The 25,684-nt window shown below is 62.1% G+C and carries 19 protein-coding genes and 2 pseudogenes; 13 read left to right on the top strand and 8 right to left on the bottom strand.

From position 1 onward, the window contains the following. Window positions 1-98: 98 nt before the first annotated feature. Together kynU and HKK57_RS06145 are read left to right on the top strand one after the other, a co-directional pair. Window positions 99-1,349 carry a kynureninase gene (gene kynU, locus HKK57_RS06150; protein ID WP_029299898.1) on the top strand — a complete coding sequence of 417 codons (1,251 nt, stop codon included), beginning with the start codon at window positions 99-101 and terminating at the stop codon, window positions 1,347-1,349. A gap of 160 nt (window positions 1,350-1,509) precedes the next feature. Next, on the top strand, window positions 1,510-2,940 hold the full coding sequence (locus HKK57_RS06145) for an amino acid permease (RefSeq protein ID WP_070994415.1): 1,431 nt from the start codon (window positions 1,510-1,512) through the stop codon (window positions 2,938-2,940). On the opposite strand, the gene HKK57_RS06140 is transcribed toward HKK57_RS06145, so the two are convergent. Further along, window positions 2,937-3,866: a LysR substrate-binding domain-containing protein gene (locus HKK57_RS06140; RefSeq protein ID WP_169389929.1), complete on the bottom strand. Its 930-nt coding sequence runs from the start codon at window positions 3,864-3,866 to the stop codon at window positions 2,937-2,939. The genes HKK57_RS06145 and HKK57_RS06140 overlap by 4 nt on opposite strands. Window positions 3,867-4,056: 190 nt before the next feature. Here HKK57_RS06140 and HKK57_RS06135 point away from each other — a divergent pair, with 190 nt between their 5' ends. The 4 genes from HKK57_RS06135 (at window position 4,057) to HKK57_RS06120 (ending at window position 8,020) form a co-directional block, all read left to right on the top strand. Continuing rightward, window positions 4,057-4,821 (top strand): sulfite exporter TauE/SafE family protein, encoded by a 765-nt coding sequence (locus HKK57_RS06135; protein WP_169389928.1) that lies wholly within the window; start codon window positions 4,057-4,059, stop codon window positions 4,819-4,821. 122 nt (window positions 4,822-4,943) lie between these two features. Then, window positions 4,944-5,534, top strand: coding sequence for an NAD(P)H-dependent oxidoreductase (locus tag HKK57_RS06130; RefSeq protein WP_029299894.1), 591 nt, complete (start codon window positions 4,944-4,946; stop codon window positions 5,532-5,534). 41 nt (window positions 5,535-5,575) lie between these two features. Beyond that, entirely contained in the window at window positions 5,576-6,472 is an 897-nt protein-coding gene (locus tag HKK57_RS06125; RefSeq protein ID WP_029299893.1) for a LysR family transcriptional regulator, read from the top strand. A gap of 102 nt (window positions 6,473-6,574) precedes the next feature. Then, window positions 6,575-8,020 (top strand): SulP family inorganic anion transporter, encoded by a 1,446-nt coding sequence (locus HKK57_RS06120; RefSeq protein ID WP_029299892.1) that lies wholly within the window; start codon window positions 6,575-6,577, stop codon window positions 8,018-8,020. A 156-nt stretch (window positions 8,021-8,176) separates the two neighbouring features. Here the strand turns inward: HKK57_RS06120 and HKK57_RS06115 are convergent, their stop codons facing one another. Continuing rightward, window positions 8,177-8,560 carry a lysozyme inhibitor LprI family protein gene (locus HKK57_RS06115; RefSeq protein WP_029299891.1) on the bottom strand — a complete coding sequence of 128 codons (384 nt, stop codon included), beginning with the start codon at window positions 8,558-8,560 and terminating at the stop codon, window positions 8,177-8,179. A gap of 195 nt (window positions 8,561-8,755) precedes the next feature. Here HKK57_RS06115 and HKK57_RS06110 point away from each other — a divergent pair, with 195 nt between their 5' ends. From HKK57_RS06110 to HKK57_RS06095, 4 genes are all read left to right on the top strand, one after another. Beyond that, the gene (locus HKK57_RS06110) at window positions 8,756-10,159 is read left to right on the top strand and encodes a GntT/GntP/DsdX family permease (protein ID WP_070994410.1); all 1,404 of its coding nucleotides are present in this window, start codon (window positions 8,756-8,758) and stop codon (window positions 10,157-10,159) included. A gap of 26 nt (window positions 10,160-10,185) precedes the next feature. Then, window positions 10,186-11,046, top strand: a complete 861-nt coding sequence (locus HKK57_RS06105; protein WP_169389927.1) for a MurR/RpiR family transcriptional regulator — start codon at window positions 10,186-10,188, stop codon at window positions 11,044-11,046. A 1-nt stretch (window position 11,047) separates the two neighbouring features. Further along, window positions 11,048-12,502: an N-acyl-D-amino-acid deacylase family protein gene (locus HKK57_RS06100; RefSeq protein WP_029299887.1), complete on the top strand. Its 1,455-nt coding sequence runs from the start codon at window positions 11,048-11,050 to the stop codon at window positions 12,500-12,502. Between the two features lie 82 nt (window positions 12,503-12,584). Next, entirely contained in the window at window positions 12,585-12,953 is a 369-nt protein-coding gene (locus HKK57_RS06095) for a glyoxalase superfamily protein (RefSeq protein ID WP_029299885.1), read from the top strand. 635 nt (window positions 12,954-13,588) lie between these two features. Here the strand turns inward: HKK57_RS06095 and HKK57_RS27270 are convergent. The 5 genes and pseudogenes from HKK57_RS27270 to HKK57_RS06075 all read right to left on the bottom strand — a co-directional run. Next, window positions 13,589-14,185, bottom strand: a pseudogene (locus HKK57_RS27270) (methyl-accepting chemotaxis protein); the annotation flags it as partial. A 306-nt stretch (window positions 14,186-14,491) separates the two neighbouring features. Continuing rightward, window positions 14,492-15,508: pseudogene (locus tag HKK57_RS27265) on the bottom strand (methyl-accepting chemotaxis protein); the annotation flags it as partial. Window positions 15,509-15,684: 176 nt separating this feature from the next. Further along, a complete protein-coding gene (locus HKK57_RS06085; protein ID WP_169391179.1) occupies window positions 15,685-17,505 on the bottom strand; it encodes a CocE/NonD family hydrolase in 1,821 nt (606 codons plus the stop codon). A gap of 19 nt (window positions 17,506-17,524) precedes the next feature. Continuing rightward, window positions 17,525-18,964, bottom strand: coding sequence for a YfcC family protein (locus HKK57_RS06080; RefSeq protein ID WP_169389926.1), 1,440 nt, complete (start codon window positions 18,962-18,964; stop codon window positions 17,525-17,527). Between the two features lie 356 nt (window positions 18,965-19,320). Beyond that, entirely contained in the window at window positions 19,321-20,214 is an 894-nt protein-coding gene (locus HKK57_RS06075; RefSeq protein WP_169389925.1) for a LysR family transcriptional regulator, read from the bottom strand. Window positions 20,215-20,386: 172 nt separating this feature from the next. Here HKK57_RS06075 and HKK57_RS06070 point away from each other — a divergent pair, with 172 nt between their 5' ends. Continuing rightward, window positions 20,387-21,610: an OprD family porin gene (locus HKK57_RS06070; RefSeq protein ID WP_169389924.1), complete on the top strand. Its 1,224-nt coding sequence runs from the start codon at window positions 20,387-20,389 to the stop codon at window positions 21,608-21,610. Between the two features lie 3 nt (window positions 21,611-21,613). On the opposite strand, the gene HKK57_RS06065 is transcribed toward HKK57_RS06070, so the two are convergent. Then, entirely contained in the window at window positions 21,614-23,029 is a 1,416-nt protein-coding gene (locus HKK57_RS06065; protein WP_169389923.1) for an ArnT family glycosyltransferase, read from the bottom strand. A 561-nt stretch (window positions 23,030-23,590) separates the two neighbouring features. Here HKK57_RS06065 and HKK57_RS06060 point away from each other — a divergent pair. Both HKK57_RS06060 and pdxR read left to right on the top strand, forming a co-directional pair. Next, window positions 23,591-24,049: a GNAT family N-acetyltransferase gene (locus HKK57_RS06060; protein WP_070994408.1), complete on the top strand. Its 459-nt coding sequence runs from the start codon at window positions 23,591-23,593 to the stop codon at window positions 24,047-24,049. A gap of 91 nt (window positions 24,050-24,140) precedes the next feature. Continuing rightward, window positions 24,141-25,643, top strand: coding sequence for a MocR-like pyridoxine biosynthesis transcription factor PdxR (gene pdxR, locus HKK57_RS06055; RefSeq protein WP_169389922.1), 1,503 nt, complete (start codon window positions 24,141-24,143; stop codon window positions 25,641-25,643). Window positions 25,644-25,684: the final 41 nt, after the last annotated feature.

Below are 25,684 nucleotides of genomic sequence, written 5' to 3'. Positions count from 1 at the left end.
ACGGCTTATTAAGCCAGTTGTAGCGCACTTTGCACGAAAATTCTGCAAATCTTCGTTCATTATTTGGTCCATCGTCACCTATAAAAACAGGACTTTCCATGACCAGCCGAAACCATTGCCAGACCCTCGACGCCCAGGACCCGCTGGCGCCACTGCGCGATCAATTCGCCCTGCCGGAAGGCGTGATCTACCTCGATGGCAACTCCCTCGGCGCGCGTCCGGTGGCCGCGCTGGAACGGGCGCAAGCGGTCATCGCCGAGGAGTGGGGCAACGGTCTGATCCGCAGCTGGAACAGCGCCGGCTGGGCCGACCTGTCCCAGCGCCTGGGCAATCGCCTGGCACCGCTGATCGGCGCGGGCGAGGCTGAAGTGGTGATTACCGATACCACCTCGATCAACCTGTTCAAGGTGCTCAGCGCAGCCTTGACCGTGCAGCGCCAACGCCAGCCGCAACGCAAAGTGATTGTCAGTGAAGCGAGCAACTTCCCCACCGACCTGTACATCGCCGAAGGCCTGGCCGCGCTGTTGCAACAGGGCTACTCCCTGCGCCTGGTGAACAGCCCCGAGGAACTGCCGCAAGCCATCGACCAGGACACGGCGGTGGTGATGATCACCCACGTCAACTACAAGACCGGCTACATGCACGACATGCAAGCGCTGACCGCGCTGAGCCATGAGTGCGGTGCGCTGGCGATCTGGGACCTGGCGCATTCGGCGGGCGCGGTGCCGATCGACCTGCACCAGGCCGGCGCCGACTACGCCATTGGCTGCACCTACAAATACCTCAACGGCGGCCCGGGTTCCCAGGCGTTTGTGTGGGTCAACCCAGCGCTGGTGGAGTTGGTGACACAGCCGCTGTCGGGCTGGTTCGGCCATAGCCGCCAGTTCGCCATGGAGTCCAACTACGTCGCAGGCAAGGGCATCACCCGCTACCTGTGCGGCACCCAGCCGATCACCTCGCTGGCGATGGTCGAGTGCGGCCTGGATATCTTCGCCCAGACCGACATGGCTAGCCTGCGCCGCAAATCCCTGGCGCTGACCGACCTGTTTATCGAGCTGGTGCAAAGCCGCTGCGCCGCCCACGACCTGACCCTGATTACCCCGCTCGAGCATGCCAAGCGCGGCAGTCATGTCAGCTTTGAACACCCGCAAGGCTACGCCATCGTCCAGGCGCTGATCGCCCGTGGCGTGATCGGTGATTACCGTGAGCCGAAAATCATGCGTTTTGGCTTTACCCCGCTGTACACCAGCTTTACCGAGGTGTGGGATGCGGTGGAAATCCTCGGCGAAATCCTCGACGGCAAAACCTGGGACCAGCCACAATTCAAAGTGCGCCACAGCGTCACCTGAGAACACCACAAAACCCATGTAGGAGCTTGGTCAGCGATGAAATCGCCTCGGTCTGACTGACTACCGAGGTGCCTGCATCGCAGGCAAGCCAGCTCCCACAGCCAGCTCCTACAGGTGCTTGGTCAGCAGTAACCATCACAATAATAAAGGGGCACGCCACGTGACCACGCCAGACAACGGCTTTGCAGCAATCACCAATCGCGAACTGGGCCTGCGGCGCCAGCTCACTTCCGGGCAGATGAGCATGATCGCCATCGGTGGCGCCATCGGTACCGGGTTGTTCATGGGCAGTGCCTACGCCATCGGTTATGCCGGGCCCAGCGTGCTGGTCAGCTACGCCATCGGCGCGTTGATCACCCTGTTGTTGATGGGCTGCCTGGCGGAGATGACGGTGGCCCATTCCACCTCCGGCTCCTTTGGCGCCTACGCCGAGTTCTATATCAGCCCATTGGCCGGCTTCCTGGTGCGCTATGCCTACTGGGCGGCGATTGTGCTGGCGGTGGGCGCCGAGGTCACGGCGGTGGCGATGTACATGAAGTACTGGTTCGCCAATGTGCCGGAATGGGTGTGGATCGTCTCGTTCTCCAGCGTGTTGATCGTGCTCAACGCTATCAGTGTGAAGACGTTCGGTAACTTCGAGTACTGGTTCTCGACGATCAAGATCAGCGCCATCGTCGGCTTCATCATCCTCGCGGTGTACGTGGTGTTCGGCTCTGGCAACCCGGATTACGGGGTGCAGAACTACACGGCCCACGGCGGGTTTTTCCCCAATGGCCTGAGCGGTATGTGGATTGCGGTGATTGTGTCGATCTTCAGCTACCTGAGCGTGGAGATGATCGCAGTGGCAGCGGGTGAAGCGGCTGATCCGGAGCAGGCGGTGAAAAAAGCCTTCCGCGCCACGATTGTGCGGCTGGTGGTGTTCTACCTGCTGACCCTGGCGTTGATGCTCGCCATCGTGCCGTGGAACCAGTCCGGGCAGAGCCAGAGCCCGTTTGTCACGGTGATGCAGACCATCGGCATTCCCGGCGCCACCGGGGTGATGAACTTTGTGATTTTGATTGCCGCGTTGTCGGCGATGAACAGCCAGCTCTACATCACCACGCGCATGATGTTCAGCCTGTCCCGTGGCGGCTTTGCGCCAAAATCCATGGGTGCCCTGAGCAAAAGCGGGATCCCGCTCAACGCCCTGTTGCTGTCCAGTTCGGGCATTGCCCTGGCGACCTTGTTGAACGTGGTGTACCCAGAAAGCTCCTTCACCCTGATGATGGCCATCTCGATGTTTGGTGCGATCTTCACCTGGTTCATGATCTTCCTCACGCACCTGTTCTTCCGCCGCTACCGCAAGCGTCACGGCGGGCCGAAGTTGTCCTTCCAACTGCGGTTGTTCCCCTACAGCACGCTGCTGGGGCTGGTGCTGATGGGCGCGGTGATGATCACCACGTTCTTCACCGAGGCGTTCAAGATGACCCTGGTGTTTGGCGTGCCGTTCCTGTTGATCCTGTCGGCGGTGTATTACGTGTTCTTCCGCAAGCGCCACGCAACCCCTGTAGGAGCGAGCGTGCTCGCGAAAAACCCGAGCACGCCACGTTAAACCTGCAAGCCCGCGTTATCGTTGACGACCTTCGCGGGCAAGCCCGCTCCTACCGTGAGTGCGTCCAGCAGGGCAGTGGCATAACCCGGCAACTGCTCGAACGAACGTGCGCACAACAGCAGTTTGCGACAGGCCCAGTCCTCCGTCAGGGGCTGGGCCTGCAATTGCTCGGCGTGGGGCCAGCGCAGCAACGCCGCCCGCGGCACAATCCCCAGCCCTGCGCCACGGGCGACCATGCGCATCACCCCATCAAAGCCGTCGGCGCGCACCCGGGTCTGCAAGCGAAAGCCTGCGTGCAGTGCCTGTTCTTCCAGGTACACCGCCAACGCGCTGTTGGCCGCCAATCCCACATAGTCGTGGAACAGACTGTCGATAAAACTCACCGGCCCTGCCGTCAGCGGATGACCTATGGGCATGATCAGCACCAGCGGGTCATCGCGAAATGCCCGGGTCTGTAAGCCGTGGGTGTCCACCGCATCGGAAATTACCCCCAGGTCTGCCGCGCCCTGGCGCAAGGCGTGGGTGATGCGCAGGCTGGGCAGTTCCTGCAGGTCGATATCAAGGTTGGGGTGGGCGCAGAGAAAGTCCGCCAACAACTCCGGCAGGTACTCACTGAGGGCGGTGGTGTTGCACAGCAGGCGCACCTGGCCTTTGACGCCGTTGGCGTACTCCGTTAGCTCCTGTTGCAGGCGCTCGGCCTGTTGCAACAACAAGCGGGCATGACGGGCCAGGGCGTTGCCAGCGGCGGTCGGGGTCACGCCGCGTCGGCCGCGCAGTAGGAAGGCGACGCCTGATGAGGCTTCCATCGCCCGGATGCGCGCACTGGCGGCGGCCAGGGACAAATGGCTGCGGGCGGCACCGGCTGTGATGTTGCCGGTGTCGAGGATGTGCAGGTAGAGGCGCAGGTCGGTCAGGTCAAAGTGCATGGCTGGAAATCCCGGGTGCCTGGAAGGGCCTCATCGCAGGCAAGCCAACTCCCACATTTGAATGTGTTCACAAATCCAAATGTGGGAGCTGGCTTGCCCGCGATAGCGTTCTGAGCCTCACGCAAAACAGGAGGCTGCCTCAGTATATGGCGAATTTCCAACCCCTCGCCAAACCCGCACAATTCCCGCCATGACCACCTTCCTCGCGTTCTACCAAAACCTCGGCCCAGCCTTGACGCTGCTGGTGATCGGTACCTTCCTGCTGGCCGGCACCGTCAAGGGTGTGATCGGCCTTGGCCTGCCCACCGTCGCCATGGGCCTGCTCGGCCTGGCTATGCTGCCGGCGCAGGCTGCAGCCCTGCTGATCATCCCGTCTACCATCACCAACCTCTGGCAACTGGCCTTCGGTGGGCACTTGGGCGCCTTGAGCAAGCGCCTGTGGCCCATGCTCCTGCTGATTTTTCTCGGCACCGGGCTCGGTTCACTGTGGCTGGGTATGGACGGTGGTGCATGGGTGGTGCGGGCATTGGGCGGGGCATTGCTGGTGTATGCGCTGTGCGGGTTGTTCCTGCCGGCGTTCAGCGTGCCGATCAACACCGAACGCTGGCTGGGCCCGGTGTGTGGCCTGTTGACGGGGATCATCACCTCGGCCACCGGCGTGTTCGTGATCCCGGCCGTGCCGTACCTGCAGGCGCTGGGCTTGAACCGTGACCAACTGGTGCAGGCGCTGGGTCTGTCTTTCACCGTGTCTACCCTGGCCCTGGCGGCCGGGCTGTTCTGGCGCGACAACCTCGGTGCCGGCGAGTTGAATGCCTCGCTGCTGGCGCTGGTACCGGCGCTGCTGGGCATGTGGTTGGGGCAAAAGCTGCGCCAGCGCATCAGCGGCGTGCTGTTCAAGCGTGTGTTTTTTATCGGCATGGCGGCACTGGGCGGGCACTTGCTGATTGGCGGCTAGCGCAACAATCAAATGATTACTCGTGCTTGAAGGTCAAAAGTGTTTTGCCGATCCGTGGCTTACTCACCCGAGGGGTTGCCCGTAGCCTGCGCTCATACATTTTCAACCTTCAGGTAACCCCCATGAAAAAAGTTCTGTTGCTCAACGGTGGTAAAAAATTCGCCCACTCGGACGGTCGCTACAACGACACCTTGCACGACGCCGCCCTGGCCGTGCTGGACCGTGGTGGTATCGACGTGAAAGTCACCCACATCGACGCCGGCTACGACGTTGCGCAAGAAGTTGCCAAGTTTCTCTGGGCCGACGTGATCATCTACCAGATGCCCGGCTGGTGGATGGGCGCGCCGTGGATCGTCAAGAAGTACATCGACGAAGTCTTCACCGAAGGCCACGGCAGCCTGTACGCCAGCGATGGCCGCACCCGTTCCGACGCGTCGCAGAAATACGGCAGTGGCGGCCTGATCCAGGGCAAGCAGTACATGTTGTCGCTGACCTGGAACGCGCCGCAGGCGGCCTTCGACGATCCGAGCGACTTCTTCGAAGCCAAGGGCGTGGATGCGGTGTATTTCCCGTTCCACAAGGCCAACCAGTTCCTTGGCATGAGTGGCCTGCCGACGTTCCTCTGTGTGGACGTGATGAAGCGCCCCTCCATCGAGGCTGATGTGCTGCGTTACGAGCAGCATCTGGCTCAGGTGTTTAACCTGCCCCGGTAATACGGCTAGTATCCACGCAGCCGTATTCACGAGGATTCACGTTGAAAGCCCGATCCGATGAGCTACAGATCTTCGTCTGCGTGATTGAATGCGGGTCGATTTCCGCCGCTGCCGAACAGGTCGGGCAGACGCCCTCGGCGGTCAGCCGTACCTTGTCACGGCTTGAAGCCAAGCTCGACACCACCCTGATCAACCGCACCACGCGGCGCATGGACCTGACCGAAGAGGGCAAGTATTTCTTCGAGCAGGCCAAGCTGATCCTGGCGCAGATGGAGGAGTTGGAAGAGCGCCTGTCGTCGCGGCAGAAAACCCCGTCCGGGCGCCTGCGGATCAACGCGGCGTCGCCGTTCATGCTGCATGCCATCGTGCCGTACGTCGCGGAGTTTCGCCGCCTGTACCCGGATATCCAGTTGGAGCTCAACAGCAACGACTTGATCATCGACCTGCTGGAGCAGAGCACCGATATTGCGATCCGCATCGGCACCCTGGCGGACTCGACCCTGCATGCCCGCTCCCTGGGCTGCAGCCCGCTGCATATCCTCGCCAGCCCCGCGTACCTTGCGCAACACGGTACGCCGAGCACGGTGGCCGAGTTGGCGGATCACACGTTGCTGGGCTTCACCCAGACCGAAACCCTCAACCACTGGCCGCTGCGCCATGTGCAGGGTGATCGTTGGCAGATCGAGCCGGGCATTGCCGCGTCCAGCGGTGAAACCCTGCGCCAGTTGGCGCTGGAAGGGCAGGGGATCGCCTGCCTGTCGCACTTCATGACCATCGAAGACATCAACGCCGGCCGCTTGCAGACGGTACTTGCCCCGTTCAACAGTGGTTATCGCCAGCCGATCAATGCGGTGTACTACCGCAACTCGCAACTGGCCCTGCGTATCCAGTGCTTCCTCGACTTTATCCAGGAAAAACTGGCGCGCTACGCCTGTTGACCCGACTGTTCACCGGTGGCAAGCCCGCTCGCCACGGTGGTCCCCACTCATGTATTTGCGTACCATCGCCACCTCATTCCCCGCAATTCCCCCGGTAAACCCATGAAGCTCTCTCGTCTGCGTGCCGACGCCCTGGCCGGACTCACCACGTCTTTTGCCTTGCTGCCTGAATGCATCGCCTTTGCCCTGGTGGCCCACCTCAACCCGCTGATGGGGCTGTATGGCGCCTTTATCATCTGCACCTTGACCGCCTTGTTCGGCGGCCGGCCGGGGATGGTCTCGGGGGCGGCCGGTTCGATGGCGGTGGTGATCGTCGCGCTGGTGGTGCAGCACGGGGTGCAGTACTTGCTGGCGACAGTGCTGCTGGGCGGTTTGATCATGATTGCCTTCGGCCTGCTACGCCTGGGCAAACTGGTGCGCATGGTGCCGCACCCGGTGATGCTCGGCTTCGTCAACGGCCTGGCGATCATCATTGCCCTGGCACAACTGGAGCATTTCAAGAGCGGTGAGACCTGGCTCAGCGGCACGCCGTTGTACGTGATGAGCGGGCTGGTGGCCGCGACCATGGCCATCGTCTACCTGCTGCCACGCCTGACCCGCGCGGTGCCGCCGGCGCTGGTGGCGATTCTCGGCGTGGGGCTGGCGGTGTACCTGCTGGGCTTGCCCACGCGCACCCTGGGCGACATGGCTCATATCGCCGGCGGCCTGCCGACCTTCGCCCTGCCGCAGATTCCCTGGACCCTGGAAACCCTCGGCATCATCGCGCCCTACGCGTTTTTGATGGCGATGGTGGGGCTGCTGGAAACCCTGCTGACCTTGAACCTCACCGATGAAATCACCGAGACCCGCGGCTACCCCGACCGTGAAAGCGTGGCCCTGGGCGCGGCGAATATGGTCAGTGGGGTGTTTGGCGGCATGGGCGGCTGCGCAATGATCGGTCAGACCGTGATCAACCTCAGCTCGGGCGGGCGCGGGCGCTTCTCCGGGGTGTTTGCCGGGGTGATGATCCTGCTGTTTATTTTGTTCCTGTCGCCGCTGATCGAGCGCATTCCCCTGGCGGCGCTGGTGGGGGTGATGTTCGTGGTGTCCCAGCAGACGTTTGCCTGGGCGTCGCTGCGGGTGATCAACAAAGTGCCGCTCAATGATGTGTTGGTGATCATGGCGGTGACGGTGATTACCGTCTTTACCGACCTGGCCACCGCGGTGCTGTGCGGGATTGTGATTGCCGCGCTCAACTTTGCCTGGCAGCAGGCCCGCGAGCTGTACGCCGATGAACATCTGGAGGCGGATGGCAGCAAGCTCTACCGGCTGCACGGTACGTTGTTCTTTGCCTCGACCACGCCGTTCCTGAACCAGTTCGACCCGGCCAACGACCCGGCCCAGGTCACGCTGGACTGCCGGCACCTGAGCTTTGTCGACTACTCCGCCATCGCGGCGTTGATGACCTTGCGCGAGCGCTATAGCAAGGCTGGCAAGCACCTGCGGGTGCTGCACTTGTCCGAGCGCTGCAAGAAACTGCTCAAGCGCGCGCGAGTGCAACACGACTGACCCCCCACCCTGTAGGAGCGAGCTTGCTCGCGAAAAACGTCAACGATAACGCGGGCCTTCTGGATACACGCGGCGCTCTCAGGTTTCTCGCGAGCAAGCTCGCTCCTACAGGTGCTCACGGCTTGCCGGCGATGGGGCCAGGAGATCGACGCAGGCTTATGGCCCGACGAGGTTTTCCAGTTCTTCGGCGCGGGTCTGGGTCATGTCCAGTACACAGCCAGAGCCATTGACCTGGTCAATACTGCCGCCGGTCGCGGAGCCGGCGAAGGCGCAATTGGCATCGCGGTACTTGATCCACAGGCGCTGCACATCCTGCAATTGTTGCTTGCGCGGGCCTTGCTGGGCCTGCAGCGCGGTTTTGTAGGCGCTGTTCAGGCGCTTGTCCTGGACCTTGGTTTCCTGGGCGTTGCAGCCGACCATCGCGGCTGTGGTGTTGGCGCTGTCCATGCATTTTTGCAGGGCAGGGCTGCTGTCGGCGGCCATCGTGGTGCCGGACGAGGCCAGCAGTATTGCGCTGATGGCGAGGGTTCTACGGTTCATGACGGTATTCCTGAAGATGATTCGGTGTGCAACTTGAGACCGGGCACGGGCAGTCGAGTTTCCCTTACCCCCTGCAGCGCGCATGTAAGAACTATCCCCTGATTTTCATCCCGGGTCTGCGGGCATGTCCCAAAGCGACAGCGCTTATCTGTGGGCGAAAATTACTTTCATAAAATTTGAAAACGCTCCTCGGTAATGATTTATGAGTTTCACAACCAATTCGACGTGACCCTTTCCGAGGAGTACCGCATGGCCACATCACCTGGCGTCTGGCTGTTGGCATACGCTGCCATCGCCATCATTGCATTGATCGTGCTGATTGCACGTTACCGGCTCAACCCGTTTATCGTCATCACCCTGGTGTCCATCGGCCTGGCGCTGCTGGCCGGGATGCCGGCGGATACGATCATGGGCTCTTACGAAGCGGGTGTCGGCAAGACCCTGGGGCATATCGCGCTGGTGGTGGCCCTGGGCACCATGCTCGGCAAGATGATGGCCGAATCCGGCGGCGCCGAGCAGGTGGCGCGAACCCTGATCAACCGCTTTGGCGAACGCAATGCCCATTGGGCCATGGTGTGCATTGCCTTCCTGGTGGGGCTGCCGCTGTTTTTCGAAGTCGGTTTTGTATTGCTGGTGCCGATTGCATTTACCGTGGCCCGGCGCGTGGGGGTGTCGATCCTGATGGTCGGCCTGCCGATGGTCGCCGGTCTGTCGGTGGTGCATGCGCTGGTGCCGCCGCACCCGGCGGCGATGATGGCGGTACTGGCGTATAACGCCTCCGTCGGGCAAACCGTGTTGTACGCGATTTTGATCGGCATCCCTACCGCGATCATCGCCGGGCCGGTGTACGCCAAGTTCATCGTGCCGCGCATTCACTTGCCTGCCGAGAACCCACTGGAGCGCCAGTTCATCGAGCGCGAACCACGCACCCGCCTGCCAAGTTTCGGCCTGACCATGGGTACCATCCTGTTGCCGGTGGTGCTGATGATGATCGGTGGGTGGGCCAACCTGATCTCCACGCCCGGCAGCGGCTTCAACCAGTTCCTGTTGTTTATCGGCAACTCGGTGATCGCCTTGTTGGTGGCGACCCTGGTCAGCTTCTGGACCCTGGGCCTGGCCCAGGGCTTCAACCGCGAGTCGATCCTCAAGTTCACCAACGAATGCCTGGCGCCGACCGCCAGCATCACCTTGCTGGTGGGCGCGGGCGGCGGTTTGAACCGGATCCTGGTGGACGCCGGCGTGACCCACGAGATCCTCGGCATGGCCAATGCCTTCAACCTGTCGCCGCTGGTGATGGGCTGGTTGTTCGCCGCGCTGATGCGCATTGCCACCGGCTCGGCCACTGTGGCCATGACCACCGCGTCCGGCGTTGTTGCGCCTGTGGCCCTGGGCCTGGGTTATCCACACCCGGAATTGCTGGTGCTGGCGACCGGTGCCGGCTCGGTGATTTTTTCCCACGTCAATGACGGCGGCTTCTGGCTGATCAAGGAATACTTCAATATGACGGTAATCCAGACCTTCAAGACCTGGACCGTGCTGGAGACTTTGATTTCGGTGGTCGCCTTCGGCCTGACCTACGGCCTGTCTCTTGTTTTATGAGCCTGATCCTGTAACCCGGAGACCCCATGGACATCCTCTACCAGATCCGCGCCCGCCAGGATTCCTTCAGCGCTGGCGAAGGGCGAATCGCCCGGCTGATGCTTGATGATGTGGGCTTCGCCGCATCCGCCAGCCTGGAAGAGTTGTCCCTGCGGGCCGAGGTCAGCACCGCCACCTTGTCGCGCTTTGCCCGCAGTGTCGGTTGCCGGGACCTGCGCGACCTGCGCCTGCAACTGGCCCAGGCCAGCGGCGTGGGCAGTCGTTTCCTCGACCCGGCGGGGTTGCCCGAGCAGTCGGCGTTTCATCGGCAGATTCTCGGTGATATCGAAGCGACCCTGCGCCAGCATCTGTCGGGCTTCAACCAGGCCGCTTTTGCCGATGCGGTGCACCTGCTGGGCAAGACGCGGATGATCCACGCGTTTGGCATGGGCGGCCCGTCGAGCCTGTGCAGCGAAGAATTACAGGTGCGCCTGGTACGCCTGGGCTACCCGATTGCCGCGTGCCGCGACCCGGTGATGATGCGGGTCACGGCCGCTACATTGAGTGCCGAACACGCATTGATTGTCTGCTCCCTGACCGGCCTCACGCCCGAACTGCTGGGCGTGGTGGAGCTGGCGCGCAACTATGGGGCACGGGTCGTCGCCATCACCCTGGCCGACTCACCGCTGGCGCAGTTGGCCGACGTACTGCTGCCGCTGCAACCGGCCGAAACCAGTTTTATCTACAAACCCACTGCGGCGCGCTACGGAATGCTGCTGGCCATTGACGTGCTTGCCACTGAGCTGGCGCTGGCCAGGCCGGACGACAACCAGGAGCGCCTGCGCCGGATCAAGCTGGCCCTGGACGACTATCGCGGCGGCCCTGACAGCCTGCCGCTCGGAGATTGAGATGAAGTACCACACGTTGATCCGCCAGGCGCTGATCATTGATGGCAGCAACACGCCGGGGTATATCGCTGACGTGGGCCTGCGCGACGGGCGTATCGAGACGATCGGCGACTTGGCGGGCGCCCAGGGCGAGCATGAGATCGAGGCGAGTGGCCGCGTATTGGCGCCGGGATTTATCGACGTGCACACCCACGACGACACCGTGGTGATTCGCCAGCCGCAGATGTTGCCCAAGCTCAGCCAGGGCGTGACTACGGTGATTGTCGGCAACTGTGGCATCAGCGCCTCGCCGGTCAGCCTGCGCGGTGATCCGCCGGATCCGATGAACCTGCTGGGCAAGGCCGAGGCGTTTGTCTATCCGCGGTTTACCGATTACCGCGCCGCCGTGGAAAACGCCGAGCCGGCGCTCAACGTCGCCGCATTGGTCGGCCATACGGCATTGCGCAGCAACCATATGGACGACCTGCAGCGCAGCGCCACACCCACCGAAATCGCGTTGATGCGCGTGCAATTGCACGAGAGTCTTGAAGCCGGCGCCCTGGGCTTATCCACAGGCCTGGCCTACGCCAGCGCGTTCAACGCCGACACCGACGAAGTGCTGCAACTGAGTGAAGAACTGACCGCGTTTGGCGCGGTATACACCACCCATTTGCGCAGTGAATTCGAACCGGTGCTGGAGGCCATGGACGAGGCGTTCCTGATCGGCCGCCACGCCAAGGCGCCGGTGATCATCTCCCACCTCAAGTGCGCCGGCGCGGGCAACTGGGGGCGCAGTCCGCAATTGCTGGCGTCCTTGGAGCAGGCCGCCAAGACCCATCCGGTGGGCTGCGATTGTTACCCCTATGCCGCCAGTTCCTCGACCCTGGACCTCAAGCAAGTGACCGATGCCTTTCGTATCACTATCACCTGGTCGACACCGCACCCGGAAATGGGCGGACAGGATCTGCAGGCTATCGCAGGCACGTGGGGGGTATCGCTGATGGATGCCGCGCGGCGCCTGCAACCGGCCGGCGCGGTGTATTACGGAATGGACGAGAGCGATGTGCAACGGATCCTCGCCCATCCCCTGTCGATGGTGGGTTCAGATGGCCTGCCGGAAGACCCGTTCCCTCATCCGCGTTTGTGGGGCGCCTTCCCACGGGTGCTCGGGCATTTCAGCCGCGACCTGGGCCTGTTTCCGCTGCATACCGCAGTACACAAAATGACCGGACTGTCGGCCGCACGGTTTGGCCTGGCCGGGCGCGGTGCAATCCGCGAAGGGTACTGGGCCGACCTGGTGCTGTTCGACCCGGTGCGGGTGCGCGATGTGGCCGACTTCAAGGACCCGCAACGGGCTGCCGAAGGGATAGATGGGGTGTGGATCAATGGCGTGCTGAGCTACCGCGACGGGCAGGCGAATGGTCAGCGGGCGGGGCGGTTTCTGGCGCGCAGCGGTGATTTGCGTGGGGGGTTCTGATTTCAAGGCTTGGTTTGAAGCCCGCTCGCCAGGGGTGGGGTGTTTGCTTATAGTGGCTGCTTCAAAACAGGGAGCCGTCGCCATGCAGTTAGGAACAGTCACCCCCATCTTGCGGACCTTCGACGAGGCCAAGACTGAGGAGTTTTATATCGGTTTCCTTGGCTTCAAGGTCGATTGGCAGCACCGCTTCGAAGATAATTTCCCGTTGTATCTGCAAGTGTCGTTCGGTGCCTGTGTACTGCACCTGTCCGAGCACCATGGTGATGCCTCACCGGGCGCCGCAGTGCGGATCCAGGCCGCGGGCCTGGACGCTTACCAGCAGCAATTGCAGGCCAAGGACTATCGCTTTGCCAAGCCACAAATCGAAGAAACACCCTGGGGCACGCGGGAGATGAGCATCAAGGATCCATTCGGCAATCGGCTGGTATTTGTCGAGGAAGGCCAGGCCTGATCGACAAATGGCAGGCAATAAAAAACCGCCTTTGCAGGGCGGTTTTTTATTGCAATCCCAGTTAGTGGCTGGGGTTGCTATCTCAAAAGGCGCAATCGACTCGCCGGGATATTAGCGCTGTTCATATCGGCCTGCAAGATTGAGCGATGATCGGTGCTGACGATTTCTGGAGCTTTTTTCGCGTCAATTCCAGCTGCAAAAGGCTGCAATAAATCTCCCGTCCAACACTGGATATTTGACCACTGTTGGTCACACCTTCGACCCAAATGTTGGTTAGGATCTCCTCCGTTCTGCGTTTGTCGCTTTTGAGTGAGTCGGGTGCGCGCGCGAATTCTGGACCGGCCGCCACGGGCTAGTAATCCGTGCCGGATTCATGCGGAAGGACCATTAGCCCGGCCACCTCAAGAGGCGCGATCGACTAGCGTCCAAAGGCTCACGTGTTCCGGTAAGTGCGCTGGAGGTAAGGCCCAACTTCAGGAGGGCCGAGTATGTCCAAGTTTGCACGACGTACGTGGGACCTCGTAGTGAATTGCCTGCGTGTTTATCACGTCTGGAAATTCCTGCGAGACAGCTTCGATGACCGTTAAGGCCTGAGAAGCGCAGCCGCCCCGGTTTTGGCCGGGGCGGCTTTTTGTTTACACCCGGAAATGGCTGACCATCTGCTGCAGCTGGCTGCCCAAGCGTGCCAACTCGACACTGGACTTGGCGGTCTCGTCGCTGGCGGTAGCGGTTTGCTCCGACACATCGCGCACATTGACGATGCTGCGGCTGATTTCTTCGGCCACGGCGCTTTGCTGTTCGGCGGCGGCGGCGATCTGCTGGTTCATCGACTGGATGTTCGACACCGTGCGGGTGATGTTCTCCAGGGAGACGCCAGCCTTGCGGGTCAATTCGACGCTGCTGTCGGTCAGGCTGCGGCTGTTGTTCATCACATTGGCCACTTGCTGGGTACCGTTCTGCAAGCCGGCGACCAGGCCTTCGATCTCCTCGGTGGATTTCTGCGTGCGCTGGGCCAGGCCACGGACCTCGTCGGCCACCACGGCAAACCCACGCCCGGCTTCACCGGCACGGGCAGCTTCGATGGCGGCGTTGAGCGCCAGCAAGTTGGTCTGTTCGGCCACGGCCTTGATCACGTCCATCACGCTGCCGATCTTGTTGCTCTCTTGTTGCAGGTGCGCCATGGCGTCGGTGGAGCGCGCCACTTCATCGGCCAGGCGTTCGATCTGGGCGATGGCTTCGGCCACCACCTTGTCGCCTTCACGGGCCTGGCCATCGGCGGCGGAGGCGGCCTGGGACGCTTGTTCGGCGTTGCGCGCGACTTCCTGCACGGTGGCCGTCATCTCATGCATGGCCGTAGCCACTTGATCGGTCTCGATCTTCTGGCTGTTGACCCCGGCGCTGGTCTGTTCGGTCACGGCCGACAACTCTTCGGCGGCGCTGGCGATCTGGGTGACGCCGTCGCGAATACCGGAAATCAGCTCGCGCAAGGTAGTGCCCATGCGCTGGATACCTTGTTGCAGCACGCCCAGTTCGTCACGGCGGGTTACCTGGATGTTGTGGCTCAGGTCGCCGGACGCGATGCGCTCGACCACGGCCAGGGTTTCCTGCAGTGGGCGGGTGATCTGCCGGGTGATGAGCAGCGCGGCGATAATCCCCACCAACAGGGCCAGCACGGTGCTGATCAGTTGCAGGCTGCGGGCCTGGGCGCTTTCTGCATCGCGGCGTTGCAGTTGGATGTCATACAGGGCTTCGCTGCGCGACACGATATCGGCGCCTTGCACGGTCATTTCCTGGCGGGCGAGGACGATATTGGCATTGGCTGCCTTGTAGGCCTGCACCGCGCTGCGGTAGGCGCCAAAGGCGTTTTCCAGGGCGGTCAGTTCGGTTTGCTGGGATTGACCGAATACGTCCTTCAAGCCCTTGAGGCCATTGATCGCTGACTCGATTTGCGCGGCTGCGCGGGCTTCGGTTTGCGGGTTGACGTTGCCGGTATAGCCGCGCACTTCATAGCGGGCGATCTGGAACTCTTCCTTGGCGTGGTTGATCGCTTCGTACTGGGCGAAGCGCTCGCTGCTTTCGGGCATCTGGCGCACGCTGCGGTCCAGGGCGGCAATCACCAGGCCTGCGGCGTCGGCACGCTCACCCATGGTTTGGCGCGCTGCATTACCGTTGCGGTAGGCCTCGCGCATTTTGTTCAGCGACTGCCGGTAGGCGGTGATGGTGTCTTTCTGCTCGTTGAGCAGCTTGAGGTTTTCCGGGCTTTTGAAGCTGTTGATCAGCTGTTGTTGCTGCGCGGCAAAACTGTCGAGGCTGGCCTGGACATTCTGTGCCACTTCCTCGTCGCCGTTGGCCAGCATGTATTGCAGGCGCACGATGCGCAGCTTGGTCAGCGAAGCGTTGAGCTGGGTGATGTCGCTCATCCAGTTACTGCGGTCGATCAGGTTGCCCAGGCTGGTCCAGCCCGTGAGCGCGAGGATCGAGGTGAGCACCAGCACCAGGCCGAAGCCCAGGCCCAGTTTCAAGTTGACGCTGATGTTGCCAAACCATGTATTCATCGAATTCCTCCAGGAACAGATTGCGTGTACATCAGTTGCTGGAAGGTCGCCCAGCCGATGGATAGACAGGGGATATCGGCAGCCAGGGCGAGAGCTGAAACGGTTTTTTAATGAATGTGGGGTTGGCGGATGAGTGGTATGCAAGAGCCGGCTTGCCGGCTCCTGCGGGGGGGGCTTTATCCGTTGGGGAGGGTGGTCAGGATCAGGCACGACGCCGCATCCCGGCTCAGGTGCAGACGGTTGTGAGCAATGCGCGGATGCCGGGCCTGGCCCTCGGCCTCGCCGCTGTTGGGGTTGACGTCGAAGCGCGGGAAGTTGCTACTGGATATGTCCAGGCGCAGGCGATGACCTTGTTTGAACAGGTTGCAGGTGGCGAATGGCTCGATAGTCAGCTTCACCCGCTCACCGGGTGCCAGCGGTTTGGGCTGCTCCCAATCGTCGCGATAACGGCAGCGGCGGATGCCGTCTGTGATGTTCATCGCAAAGCCTTCCGGATACGCCGCGCTCGGCGGGTAGACATCCACCAGCTTGGCGGTGAAGTCAGTGTCTGGCGCGTCGCTGTCGATCCTCAGTTCGATCTGCACGGGACCTGCGACGACCAAGTCTTCGGCCAGGGGCGCGGTCTGGAAACTCAGCACGTCGTCGCGCTCGGACAAGGGGCGATTGTCGCCCCGGCTGCCAAAAAAGTCGGCGCGCTCGCGCTGGTCGAAGGCGCCGCCGACAAAAATCGGTGCGCCGGACGTCAATGCCCCTCCCACGGTCGGCACCGGGTTGGCCGGGTCGGCGTAGTAACCCAAGACGGACTCTTCGGTACTGGGCGCAACCTCGGTCAGTTGCCGTTGCGCATCCAGGTACAAGGTCAGTGACTGGGTGCCGGGCAGCGGCCATTGCTCGCCCTGCAGCCAACGGCCGCCATGCTGCAGGCGGCCGTTTTCATCCGGCGTGCCGCTGCCGCCGCCCATCAAGAACACCTTCACGCCTGCCTGCGGCGGTGGCGTCCCGGGCTTGAGGGACTGCTCGAACCATTGCAGGCGGCAACTCAGCCAATCCTGCGCCACCTGGCCGTCAAAGGCAGCCTGGGCACCGAACTCGACATCACCGCTGTGGCTGATATTGCGGTCGCCGTGTAGCCACGGGCCCATGATCAATTGCTGCGGTGCGCTGCGGGCTAGGTTGAAGGCGGTGTAGTTGGCCAAGGTCGAGCTGACATAAGCGTCGTACCAACTGGACATGAACAGCACCGGGATATCCGGTAAGTCACCGTAATGACCTTCGGCATAAATCCCCGACTTCTGCCAGTAGGGGCCGAAACTGCCCTGGGCCCACTGCTCCAGCAGATAGGCTTCGTACTCGGGCACATGGCGCAATGGCGATCGGCCCGCCTGCCAGGGCATACGGCGGAACCACTCGTGGATATCTTCGTCTTCCAGCGCCTGGCGCACCTGCGGGTCGGCCAGCGCGGCCGGGCTTTCCTTGGCCTGGCGAACCGCCCAGGTGGCCTGCTTGAGTTCAAACGCGCCACCCTGGCGAATCCCGCATTGGTAGGCATTGGCGAAGCCGCCGCTGTCGAGCACCATGCTGCCCAGGCCCGGCGGATGCAGGCAGGCCATCGCCAGCTGGGTGTGCGCCGCGTAGGACAGGCCCATGCTGCCGATCTTGCCGTTGCACCATGGCTGGCGGACGATCCAGGCCAGGGTGTCGAAACCGTCTTCGCCCTCGGCAGTGTATTTGGTGAACACCCCTTCGGAGGCGTAGCGGCCGCGACAATCCTGGAAGATCGCGACAAAGCCCCGGGCGGTAAAACGAGCGGCCATTTGCTCGCGGGAAATGTGCTGGCCGTCGAGCTGTTTTTCCGAGCGCGACGGTTTGCACTTGTCATAGGGCGTACGTTCGATCACCACCGGATACGGGCCGTCGCCGCCTGCCGGCAGGTAGATGTCGGTGGCCAGGTGGATGCCGTCGCGCATGGCGATCATCTGGTTGTGCAGGGTTTGCATAGGTAAAACACTCATCGACTCAATATCCGGTTTGCACTGCAATGGCCAACAGCACCATCGCCAGCACCGCATAGATCAGGAACAGCGGCAGGATATAGCGCGCCCATTGGCCCCAGCCGACGTTGGCGGTGGCCAGCAGTACCAGCAGGCCGCTGGAGGTGGGGGTGATCATGTTGGTCAGGCCGTTGCCCATCAAAAAGGCAAAGACGGTGGTTTGTGGGCTGACCCCGGACAACTGGCCCAGCGGGCCGAAGATCGGCATGGTCACGGCCGCCTGGCCGGAGGTGGAGGGGATCAGCACGTCCAGCCCCAATTGCGCGAAGAACATGCCGTAGGCCGACACCACTGGCCCATGGTCGCCCACCAGGTTGGCCAGGTTGTTGACGATGGTGTCCAGTACCTGGAAGGTGCTGAGGATGATTTCCACGGCGGTCGCCAGGCCGATCAGGACGCCAGCGATCAGGACCTTTTTCATGCCGTCGACAAAAGCACTGGCGGCGGTGCTGGCGGCCAGGCCAGCGATCAGTGCGAAGGCCACGGTCAGCAGCAGGTAGAACGCCGACAGCTCATGGTATTTCCAGCCCCAGCGGTTCGAGGCATAGACCAGAAAACCAATCCCGCCACCCAGCACCAGCAGGTTCAGCAGATGACGCACGGGCAGGGGTTTACTCTCGAAGGTGATCTGCGCGCTGGCATCAAACCCGTGCTTGCGAATGCTCCACAACACAAACGCGATGCCCACCAGCAGGAAGGTGCAATAGGCCGCGACGCGCATGCTCAAGCCGCTGAAAATCGGCAGGCCGACCATTGGCTGGGCCACCGACAAGGCCACGGGGTTGGAGATGGACGCCAGGTAACCGATCTTCACGGAGATGGTGACGATGGCCAGGCCAATCAGGTTCGACAGCCCGAGGCGATTGGCCATGGCTACCATTAACGGCACGATCAGGATGAATTCCTTGGCCAGCCCCATAAAGGTACTGCCGGCGGAAAAAACCAGCATCAGGCTCGGTACCAACACGTAGATATTGCCCCGGGTCAGCCCCAGCAGGCGCTCCAGCCCGGCATCGATCACCCCGGCCTTGTTCAGCACGCCGAACATGCCGCCGATGAACAGCACCATGAAAATCAGCGCCGCACGCTTTTCGATGCCTTGGGGAATGGCCATGAAACCTTCCACCAGCGACACCGGGCGGGCCGTTGTATCGCCCGCCTTGCGGGGTACCAGGGAGAACAACTGGCTGAAGGAATCCTGCTTTTCCAACACCTGGTACGAGCCGGGTACCACCAGGCCATTCTGGCGCTGGAACTTGCCGGCGTTGACCGCATAGGTGAAAGCCACGGCGAGCAGGACGATGCTCAGCAGAATGATTGCCGGGTTGATTTGCTTGCGTTGCACGGGTTTGTCTGCGACCGCCTCGGTGGGCGGTGGGGTACGGAGGATCTGCGGTTCGGTCATGCTGGCGGCCCCGGCGCGGCCCCCGTCTGAGCGGGGTACGTGCGCTGTTATTGTTGTGGGTAGTGACGCTTGGTTGGGCGGACACTAGGGCAAAGTTTTGCCGGCCACAACGTTATGCGTGGGGCGGGTTGGGGTATGCGTTTTTGTTGTGGTGGGCAGGGTTGCTTGTTGTGACAATGTGGTTTTTTGTGGCGAGGGGGCTTGTCCCCCGCTGGGCTGCGTAGCAGCCCCAATAAGATCGCCGCTTTTTTTCAGGAAGACCTTAGCGCCTGGGTTTGGGGCTGCTGCGCAGCCCAGCGGGGGACAAGCCCCCTCGCCACAACAAGCCGGCTCATCACAACAAGCACTCTGGGGATCTATGTGCTCAGATTCAGTCGCTGTTTAAGGTGATCGGCAAAGGCCGTTACCAGCTGTGAGCGTGGCTCGTCGGCACGGAAGGCCAGGCCAAATTCGTAGGGCAGCGCCGGGCGGAATGGGCGGCTGACAATCGGCAGATGCATGAAGTGGCTGGCCAGCAAACCGTTGACGATCGACACCCCCAGCCCTTCGGCGACAAAGCTGCACGCGGCACCCACCGAGTGCACTTCGACCCGCACTTGCGGTGTCAGGTTGGCAGCGCGGAACATCTGGTTCAGTTCGGTACGCACTGCCCGCTGTCGGCCCAGCATCACCAGCGGCACATTGCGCAGATGCTGTACCTCGACGAAGTCGTGGCGACTCAATGGGTGGTCGACCGGCATCACGCACACGCCTTCGGTGTGCAGCACCGGCTCGACATCGAAGTCGGGCATCTCGGTGGGCAGGCGCACAAAGCCCAGGTCGGCGGAGCGGTCCAGTACGGCACGTTCGATCATGTCGTAGGAGCCGGTCAGCAGTTCGACCACGATGTCTTCATGGTCCTTGAGAAAGTCCGCGACAATACGCGGCAACAATTCCTGGGTCATGCTGGTGGGTACGCCGACCTTGAGCAGGCTTTTGCGTGAGCGACCTACGCGCATTTCATCGGCCAGGCGCTGGATTCGTTGCATGCCGTCCACCAATCCTGCGACTTCGGTGAGCAATTCCTCAGCCTCTGGCGTGGCCATCAAGCGGCCCTTTTTGCGCAGGAACAGCGCAAACCCCAGGGCGTCCTCCAACTGGCTCAACAGGCGGCTGACCGCAGATTGCGACAAGCCCATGCGCGTGGCTGCGCCGATGGTCGAGCCGGTGGACATGATCGCCTTGAAGGCTTCGAGTTGCTTGAGGTTCACCGTGGGTTTCCTGTCGAAGGGCGGCTTTGCGCATAGCGTCATGCGCTTCTCGCATAACGTTGTGGGGCGTTCGGCAAGCCGTTAGTGTCCGCCCCAATGTGACCTGGCGTCCAGCCTGGCACACGGAGCAACTGCCCATAAAAACCGACAATACGGCATTGAGGAAACACTGATGCGTGAGCTTTTCACGAAGAGCGGCGTCGTCACCGCAGGCTTACTGGCGAGTGTGTCGCCGGCGCTGATGGCCCAGGGTTTCTGGGAGGACTCCCATGGCAAATTGACCCTGCGCAATTACTATTTCAACGACGGTTATCGCGACGGTGGCGAGGACCGCAAGGAGTGGGCGCAAGGCTTTTTGCTCAACCTGCAATCGGGCTACACCGAAGGCTCCGTAGGATTTGGCCTGGACGCCCTGGGGCTGTCGGGGATCAAGCTCGACTCCAGCCGCACCCACGCCGGTACCGGCTTGTTGCCGGTCCACGATGACGGGCGCGCCGCCAATGAATTCGCAAGCCTGGGCGTGACCGCAAAAATGCGCATCGGCGCTACCGTGCTGAAAACGGGCACGTTGCTGCCGAAGACCCCGGTGCTGGTACACAACGACGGTCGCTTGCTGCCGCAGACGTTTCGCGGCACGCAGATCGAATACACCGGCATCCGCAACCTGTACCTGCACAGTGGGCACCTGGACCAATTCAAGCTGCGTAACTCCACCGACAGCGTGGATATTTATCCACAGGGCTACAGCGGCAAAAAGGGCACTGACTTCGATTTCGCCGGTGCCACCTATGCTTTCACGCCTACTCTCAGTGGCACTTGGTACTACGGCGAAATGCGCGAATTCTATCGCCAACAATTCCTTGGGCTGGTGCATAAGCAGCCGTTGGGGCCGGGCAGCCTGACCAGCGACCTGCGCTACTTCATCAGCAACGAAGCGGGCGAGGCGCGTAACGGCAAGGTCGACAGCGACATGTTCAGCGGCCTGTTCACTTACCGCCTGGGTCGGCAGGCATTGGGCGTGGGCTACCAGAAAGTCAGCGGCGACACCGCGCTGCCCTATGCCAGCGTGTCGACGGTGTACTCGTTCAGCAACGCCGGGGTCGGCAAGTTCATCCAGGCTGGTGAGCAAACCTGGATGCTGCGCTATGACTACGACTTGGCTGCGGTGCTGCCGGGCTTGAGTTTCATGAGCCGTTACTACAAGGGCCAGAACGGCGACTTCAAGGGCCGTGAAGCTCGCGAGTGGGAGTCCGATACCAACCTGCGCTACGTGATCCAGGACAGCACCTTCAAAGGCCTGGGCGTGGAGTTGCGCAAGGCCACTTACCGTTCTACCTATGCCAGTGACCGTGATAACTACCGGGTTTATCTCACGTACGACCTGGCGCTCTGGTAGGCCTTACTGTTCGACAAAAGAGTAGGGGCGACTGCCCACGGTGATCTGCTTGAGGGCGGTGACCGGGATGGTCAGTTGCTCGATACGGTCCAGCAACGCCAGGTTGCCCGGCCTGGCATCCAGATAGGTACGCAGTTGTGCCTCTGTGTGCAGGATCGGCAAGTTGCTCTGGGTGTAAAACACGGTGGCGCCGGCCACGCGCTCGTTGGGCTGGTACAGCACCACCGTGTGGCCTTGGGCTTGTAATGCCTGGATTTGGCGGGTCAGGGGGACGAAGGATTCACGCCGGTCGGCCTTTGGCGCATACCAGATAGCGGCGCCCAGGTAGCAGGCAATCACCACGCTAAACACGCCACAGATCAATCCACGACGATAGGCCGGCAGGCGGCTGAGCAGGACCGCGCCATACTCGGCCGCGAGGACCGCTGCCGCCGGTGTCAGGGCCATCAGATACACAATGCGTTTGCTCGACGCGAAGGTCAGCAGGGTAAATTGCGCCACCAGCCACAGGCTGAAAAACAGCAGGTAACGATTGCTCGCCAGGCTTTTGCGAAAGTGCCACAGGCCCAGGTACACCAGGATGTTCCATGGCAAAAAGGCTTCGGGCAATTTGGCGAGGTAGTAGTAGATGGGCTCGTAATGCCCGGCTTCGACGAAGGAACCGCTGAAACGCCCGACGCTGTTGGTCCATAACACCTCACCGACTGCCTGCAGGCCGCCGCGTTGATACAGGAACCCCAGCCAGATCAACAGCGGCACCAGTGCGAGCACAGTGAAGGCGCCCGGTTTTAGCCATTGGCCGAGTTGCAAGCGTTTGTCCATCAGGCTGGTGCAGGCCAGGTAGGCGAATATCACAATGCCCGGCATCGCCAGGCCCAACACGCCTTTGCTCAGCGTGGCGATCATCATCCCCAGGGTAAACAGCAGCCAACTGCCGACGTTGGCGCTGTGCCGGGACTCGGGGCGCATGGCCTGGTAGAGCGCCAGCAGGGCCAGGGTTACGCCGAGGCTGAGCAGCGCATCTTCACCCACGCCGCGCACGTTGCTCCAGTAACTGGCCATGGTCGCCAGTATCAGCGCTGCGCAAAACGCCAGCGACGTGGGCCGCCCGAACCGGCGCAGCATGCCGTACAGCAGCATCACGCTGAACAACCCGGCAAACGCCGAGGCCAGCCGTACCGCGCCGGTGCTGGCGCCAAACAGGCGAATCGCCCCGGCATCCAGCCACAGGCTCAGGGGTGGTTTTTCCAGGAATGGCTCACCGAACAGCCGCGGCACCACCCAGTCATTGTCCAGGTGCATGGCCATGGCAATTCCCGCCACCCGGGCTTCGGTGGAGCCTTGCAACTGGTGATTGCCCAGGGCAACGAAGAACAGCAAACCGGCAAGCAGCAGCAACAGCGTGGCAGGGCGTGTCATGGAGTGGGTTACCGGATGGGAGGGGGGCAGCGTTGGAGTATACGAAGGCAATCCTTAACCAATTGTGAACGCCCGAGCGATAGACAACCCTTGCAGGCGCTGGCTTGCCAGCGATGAGCATAGGTATCTACACAACTTTGCCGTAACGCCTAAACCCAAGCAGATAGGGCTCTTGTGGCGAGCGGGCTTGTCGGAACGCCGCATCGCCCGCGCTGGGCTGCGAAGCAGCCCCAGAACCAGCCACTACGGAGTATCTGATACACCGCATTCGGCTTACTGGGGCTGCTTCGCAGCCCAGCGCGGGGCAAGCCCGCTCGCCACAGGGAAGTTCGTCAGTTTCTGAAAGTTGTGTAGATACCTATGCAGCGATGAGGTCGATAAGCCTTGCGCCAATCATGCGGCCGCCATCGCCGGCAAGCCGGCTCCTACAGGGAAGGGTGGCGGTTGTTAGGGGTTGGCCTGCCCGGTGGCCTGGAAGTGGTCGGTTTGCTGCCGCCTCGGGAACCTACCATTGCCAGGTCCCGATCCACTCCGGAACGGGTTCCCCTACAGGAGAAAGCGATGAGTAACGATCCACAGGCCATCGTGGTCAGAGCCGTGCAAGCCGAGGACTATGAGCAATGGCTGCAACTGTGGCTGGCCTACCAGGACTTTTATCAAGTGACCCTGGATGAGACCACGACCCGCACCGCCTTCAGCCGCTTGCTCGATGCCGATGAAGCCATGGCCTGCGCGGTAGCGGTACAGGGCGATGAGGTGGTGGGGCTGGTGCATGCGCTGTTGCATCGTTCGACCTGGGCGGTGGCTGACTTTTGCTACCTCGAAGACCTGTACGTGGCCCCCACGGTACGCGGTGGCGGTACCGGCAAGTTGCTGATCGAATGGGTCCAGCGCTATGCGCAGTATCACGGCTGTGCACGTTTGTACTGGCATACCCAGCAGACCAATAAACGCGCGCAAAAACTCTACAACTGGATCGCCGAAGACTCGGGTTGCATCGAGTACCGGATGGCCCTGTAAAGCCCCGCCCATATGGCTCGCCGATATTGGTCGTGGACATATCGGCGGCTTCGCACAAAGATGCATGGTTTTTTAGCCCTTGGCCAAGTCAATGACCCACAACCTGGAACTGGACACGCTGAAGATCCGCCTGACGGACCCCAAGCTGGCCTCGCTGGATTTGCGGGTGCGGGTGCAACGTGTGCTGCGCCAATTGATCCTCGAGGGCGTCCTCGCGCCAGGCAGCCGTTTGCCCGCGACCCGCACACTGTGCAAGTCACTGGGCATTTCCCGGGATACCGTAGAAATGGCCTACGTCCAACTGCAACTGGACGGTTACCTGAGCCGGCGCGAAGGCTCGGGCAGTTTCGTCTCCGAGAAGATTGGGCCGAGCCTGCGGGGGGCGCGCAAGCGCCAGCCGCTGATGCCAAACCAGGCCCCGGCGCTGAGTGCCAGGGGCGCGCAGATCCTCGCCAGCGGCGGCGTCAGCGACCAGCAAGTGGTCAAGGCGTTTGCCACGGGGCTGCCGGAAACGCGCACCTTCCCCGTGGGCATCTGGGAGCGCCTGCACCGCCAGGCATTGAAGGACTACCGCCCGAACCTGCTGTTGCATGGCGACCCGCAGGGTGCTGAACCCCTGCGCCAGGCCATCGCCGACTACCTGAACCTGGAGCGCGGTGCGCGGGTCACGCCGGATCAGGTGCTGGTGCTGTCCAGTACGCGTCAGGCCCTGTACTTGTGCGCGCAGGTGCTGGTCGACAGCGGCCAGCCGATCCTGATGGAAGACCCCGGTTACTTCGGCGCCCGCAAGGCGTTTGAAATGGCCCAGCTCAAGGTGGTACCGGTGGCGGTGGACGCCAAAGGCCTGTGCATCGACGCCTTGCGCGCCGACCGCAGCGGCGCCAACGCGGTCTATGTCACGCCGTCCCATCAATACCCCACAGGCGCGACCCTGGCGTTGGAACGGCGCCTGGACCTGATCGCCTGGGCCGAGCAACGCCAAGGCTGGATCATCGAGGACGACTACGACAGCCAGTTTCATTACGAAGGCTTGCCGACCGCCTGTGTGCAGGGCCTGGACAACTACCAGCGCACGCTCTACCTCGGCACCTTCAGTAAGTCGCTGTACCCCGGCTTGCGCATGGGCTTTATGGTGCTGCCCCGGGAGTTGGTCAAACCCATGACTTACGCCCGCAGCATCCTCGACGGCCACACCCCGCAAATCGCCCAGTTGACCCTGGCACGCTTCATGAACGATGGGCATTTCGGCAGCCATATACGCGCGATGCGCAAAATCTACGGCGAGCGCCGGGATGCGATGGCCGAAGCGGTTGAGCGTCACTTGAGCCATGTGGTCACCGCCAGCTTGCCGCCCGGTGGCTTGCAGTTACCGTGTGTGTTGCATGAGGGGTGGTCGGAGCTGGAGACCATACGCCAGGCGGCGCGGGTAGGTATCCAATTGCCAGGCCTGACTCGGCTCTACGCCCAGCCGCCGGCGAGGGGCGGTTGGCTGCTGGGGTTCTCGGCGCTGACGCCCGGTGAAATCGACAGCGCCAGCCGGCAGTTGGCCAAGGCGCTCAAGGGTGGTCTGGTGCAAGGTGGCGAAGTGGACTGAAAGGACGGTCCGGTGCTTGTTAGCCTTTGCGGCCTTAACAA

Source organism: Pseudomonas sp. ADAK21, assembly GCF_012935735.1.
In the GTDB taxonomy this organism is placed as follows: Bacteria; Pseudomonadota; Gammaproteobacteria; order Pseudomonadales; family Pseudomonadaceae; genus Aquipseudomonas; species Aquipseudomonas proteolytica.
This window is presented reverse-complemented; position numbering and strand designations above follow the sequence as displayed.

Excerpts from the sequence above, each read along its gene's own strand:
- HKK57_RS06130 (WP_029299894.1), top strand. The coding sequence starts at position 4,944 with ATGAAAAAAGTTCTGTTGCTCAACGGTGGTAAAAAATTCGCCCACTCG.
- HKK57_RS06105 (WP_169389927.1), top strand. The coding sequence starts at position 10,186 with ATGGACATCCTCTACCAGATCCGCGCCCGCCAGGATTCCTTCAGCGCT.
- HKK57_RS06080 (WP_169389926.1), bottom strand. The coding sequence starts at position 18,964 with ATGACCGAACCGCAGATCCTCCGTACCCCACCGCCCACCGAGGCGGTC.
- HKK57_RS06135 (WP_169389928.1), top strand. The coding sequence starts at position 4,057 with ATGACCACCTTCCTCGCGTTCTACCAAAACCTCGGCCCAGCCTTGACG.
- HKK57_RS06095 (WP_029299885.1), top strand. The coding sequence starts at position 12,585 with ATGCAGTTAGGAACAGTCACCCCCATCTTGCGGACCTTCGACGAGGCC.
- pdxR (WP_169389922.1), top strand. The coding sequence starts at position 24,141 with ATGACCCACAACCTGGAACTGGACACGCTGAAGATCCGCCTGACGGAC.
- kynU (WP_029299898.1), top strand. The coding sequence starts at position 99 with ATGACCAGCCGAAACCATTGCCAGACCCTCGACGCCCAGGACCCGCTG.
- HKK57_RS06070 (WP_169389924.1), top strand. The coding sequence starts at position 20,387 with ATGCGTGAGCTTTTCACGAAGAGCGGCGTCGTCACCGCAGGCTTACTG.
- HKK57_RS06110 (WP_070994410.1), top strand. The coding sequence starts at position 8,756 with ATGATTTATGAGTTTCACAACCAATTCGACGTGACCCTTTCCGAGGAG.
- HKK57_RS06100 (WP_029299887.1), top strand. The coding sequence starts at position 11,048 with ATGAAGTACCACACGTTGATCCGCCAGGCGCTGATCATTGATGGCAGC.
- HKK57_RS06140 (WP_169389929.1), bottom strand. The coding sequence starts at position 3,866 with ATGCACTTTGACCTGACCGACCTGCGCCTCTACCTGCACATCCTCGAC.
- HKK57_RS06120 (WP_029299892.1), top strand. The coding sequence starts at position 6,575 with ATGAAGCTCTCTCGTCTGCGTGCCGACGCCCTGGCCGGACTCACCACG.
- HKK57_RS06085 (WP_169391179.1), bottom strand. The coding sequence starts at position 17,505 with ATGCAAACCCTGCACAACCAGATGATCGCCATGCGCGACGGCATCCAC.
- HKK57_RS06065 (WP_169389923.1), bottom strand. The coding sequence starts at position 23,029 with ATGACACGCCCTGCCACGCTGTTGCTGCTGCTTGCCGGTTTGCTGTTC.
- HKK57_RS06060 (WP_070994408.1), top strand. The coding sequence starts at position 23,591 with ATGAGTAACGATCCACAGGCCATCGTGGTCAGAGCCGTGCAAGCCGAG.
- HKK57_RS06115 (WP_029299891.1), bottom strand. The coding sequence starts at position 8,560 with ATGAACCGTAGAACCCTCGCCATCAGCGCAATACTGCTGGCCTCGTCC.